The sequence below is a fragment of the Thermostichus sp. MS-CIW-15 genome, from assembly GCF_054060575.1.
The window spans coordinates 1-2,553 of sequence record NZ_JBSSDI010000065.1; the positions used below are offsets into that span (position 1 = coordinate 1).

Sequence of the window (2,553 nt, forward strand, 5' to 3'; positions counted from 1 at the left end):
TCAGCGTCGCGTAGTGACAACGGAAACGGACAGAATGCTATCGCTTCACCGCTGAGCAGTAATGCTCAGCAGTGTTCAGCGTAAATGTATCAGCGGCGCGATCTGCACCGAAAAGCGAGCCGGCGAGAGGCCCTCCCCACAACTTTCCGCTGCCGCCTCAAATAAATCCCGAGAATCCTCGGCAATTTGCCAGGGATCGATCAAGTCCGGATCCAGCCGCTGCTTGGGTATTTCAGCAGCCAAGAGCCGCTCTGTCTTGGCCCAGGCCTGGGAGCTGGCAAAGCGCAGGGATCCCTTCACTTTGTCGGCCAGTTGGGCGCCCGGCAGCTCGCCCAAGGCCGCCTGCGCCCGCAGCTTGTCTACATATTTTATATTTTTGGGCCCACAGGGTGGCCAAGCTGCAAGTTGTAGCTGTTTCTGCACTTCCCATCGATCCCACGGCCTCGCCCGAGAAGCTAGATTCTGTTACCTACAATACCCTTAGCACGTCGCCGTTGCAGCCTGTAAAGAAAAGAACTTACAGAATATTAATTCCCCCGCAACAATCGTTTACGTCGGGAAAGGGCACTCCCCCTAGCCGGCAAGTTGGCAACACCTTAAAATATCCTAAAATCCGCTCGGAAAAGTGGAGTTTTTGTGGCAGAATAGACTGTAGATCGATCGATGGCAAGGATCCGGATCCCGGCCTCACCGGACTGAACTCTTTACTGAGGAGAAAGAGCGTATGGCTCTCCGACTTGGCGATACAGCTCCCAATTTTACGCAAAAGTCCACCCACGGCGAAATTGACTTCTACTCCTGGGCCGGGGATAGCTGGGTAGTGTTGTTTTCCCACCCTGCCGACTACACGCCGGTCTGCACCACCGAACTGGGCACCGTTGCCAAGCTGATGCCCGAATTTGAAAAGCGGGGGGTGAAGGTGCTGGCCCTCAGCGTGGACGATGTGGACTCCCACCTGGGCTGGGTGAAAGACATCGAGGAAACCCAGAACGCTATCGTGAACTACCCCATCTTGGCAGATGTAGACCGCAAGGTCTCGCAGCTCTACGGCATGTTGGATCAAACCAACCTTAACCAAGAAGGGCTGCCCTTGACGGTGCGCTCGGTTTTCGTTATCGATCCCAACAAGAAAATCCGCCTCATCCTTACGTATCCGGCCAGCACGGGCCGCAACTTCGACGAGCTTTTGCGGGCCATCGACGCTCTGCAGTTGACGGATAAGTACAGCGTCGTCACCCCTGCCGACTGGAAAGATGGCGACGACGTCATTATCCCGCCTTCGCTGCAGGATCCTGAAGTGCTAAAAGAAAAGTTCCCGAAAGGTTACAAGGAGCTCAAGCCCTACCTGCGGCTCACCCCTCAGCCCAATAAGTAAGTCCACCCCCCTTGGCAGGAAGGGATCCCTTCTCCGCCGAAGCCGTGATTCCTTTCTCTGGATCCCCGCCGAGGGGATCCTTGACTTTATGGTTCTTTAAACCCGCCTAAGACGGTTTCGGAGGGCGCTGCGCTGGCCTAGGCGAAACCTCCTCTTCTGGGAGAGAACGATCGCCGGTGGGGTTGGGATCGAGTTGGGCGGCAAGTTTAGGCTTCGGGGAAGGAAGCTGCTGCTGTTTCGGCCAGCCTCTCCACTGTAAAGTAGCGATGGAACTTATCCGTCACCCGCAACCAGGGGGAGCGGCTGCCTTCTTTGCGATAGCGGGTCACAAAGCCCTTTTCCACCAGCTCTGCCACGTGTTGGTAAGCGCCCTGACCGCGCAACTCCACCAAGTCAGCTTGCGAGAGGGGGCCACGTAGAACGATGGTTGCCAAGGTACGGGTGGCGCCCACCCCGATTTCAGGGGGCAAGAGCTGGTTGGCCAGCTCCAGAAAAGGCTCCCGCAACTGCAGAGCAAACCCCTCCTCCACCTGCAGCACCTCTAGGGCAGAATCGCGGTGGGCGTAGTCTTCCATCAGCTCCAACAGCGCATCGTAGGCCTCCTCGCGGCTGCAGTGGGCCAACTGGGCCAGCGTCGATAGGGCCAACGGCTGTCCCTTCAGGTAGAGGATTGCCTCGATCTGATTTTTCAGGGCTAAAAGACGCCCCCCTCCTATCTCTGGCCTGGAATCTGAAACCGACTTGGAACGACGCGAGGGCATAGCGACAAGGGATCCGCTAACCTGTCCCGTAGCATAGCAGCAGTTGCAGACTGAGGGATCCCTGCTGGGGCGGCCTGGGCCAAGGCGAGCGTTGCTATGCTAAACCATGGCAGGGTCTGCTTTCTCGCCCATCGCGCTACTCGGTGCGGAGTACAATTGCACAGCCTGAAGCCAATTGCGTAGCATAAATAGGGTTTGGGGATCCCAGAGAATTGGAGAGGTGTCCGAGCGGTTTAAGGAAGCAGTCTTGAAAACTGCCGTGGTTCACGCCACCGTCGGTTCGAATCCCACCCTCTCCGTTGCTTTTCCGTTGCTTTATTGAGTACAGCCTGTTAAGGGCTCAAGGGGTACAATAGCAGCACTTAGCAAACCAACTTCGGAAGGAGGATGGATTGATCAGTAGTAAAGAAGTCTTCA

The 2,553-nt window shown here is 56.5% G+C and carries 3 protein-coding genes and 1 tRNA gene; 2 read left to right on the plus strand and 2 right to left on the minus strand.

What is annotated here, in order from left to right:
* Positions 1–75 precede the first annotated feature (75 nt).
* Complete coding sequence (locus ACVW0R_RS13380) at positions 76–336, minus strand: hypothetical protein (RefSeq protein ID WP_457502194.1); 261 nt, start codon at positions 334–336, stop codon at positions 76–78.
* A 388-nt stretch (positions 337–724) separates the two neighbouring features.
* Between ACVW0R_RS13380 and ACVW0R_RS13385 the strand changes: the two genes are divergently transcribed.
* A complete protein-coding gene (locus ACVW0R_RS13385) occupies positions 725–1,375 on the plus strand; it encodes a peroxiredoxin (protein ID WP_011431619.1) in 651 nt (216 codons plus the stop codon).
* Between the two features lie 206 nt (positions 1,376–1,581).
* Here ACVW0R_RS13385 and scpB read toward each other — a convergent pair whose 3' ends face one another.
* Positions 1,582–2,136 (minus strand): SMC-Scp complex subunit ScpB, encoded by a 555-nt coding sequence (gene scpB, locus ACVW0R_RS13390; RefSeq protein ID WP_011431618.1) that lies wholly within the window; start codon positions 2,134–2,136, stop codon positions 1,582–1,584.
* Between the two features lie 214 nt (positions 2,137–2,350).
* Here scpB and ACVW0R_RS13395 point away from each other — a divergent pair.
* Positions 2,351–2,435 (plus strand) — tRNA-Ser (locus ACVW0R_RS13395).
* Positions 2,436–2,553: the final 118 nt, after the last annotated feature.

Excerpts from the sequence above, each read along its gene's own strand:
- ACVW0R_RS13385 (WP_011431619.1), top strand. The coding sequence starts at position 725 with ATGGCTCTCCGACTTGGCGATACAGCTCCCAATTTTACGCAAAAGTCC.
- scpB (WP_011431618.1), bottom strand. The coding sequence starts at position 2,136 with ATGCCCTCGCGTCGTTCCAAGTCGGTTTCAGATTCCAGGCCAGAGATA.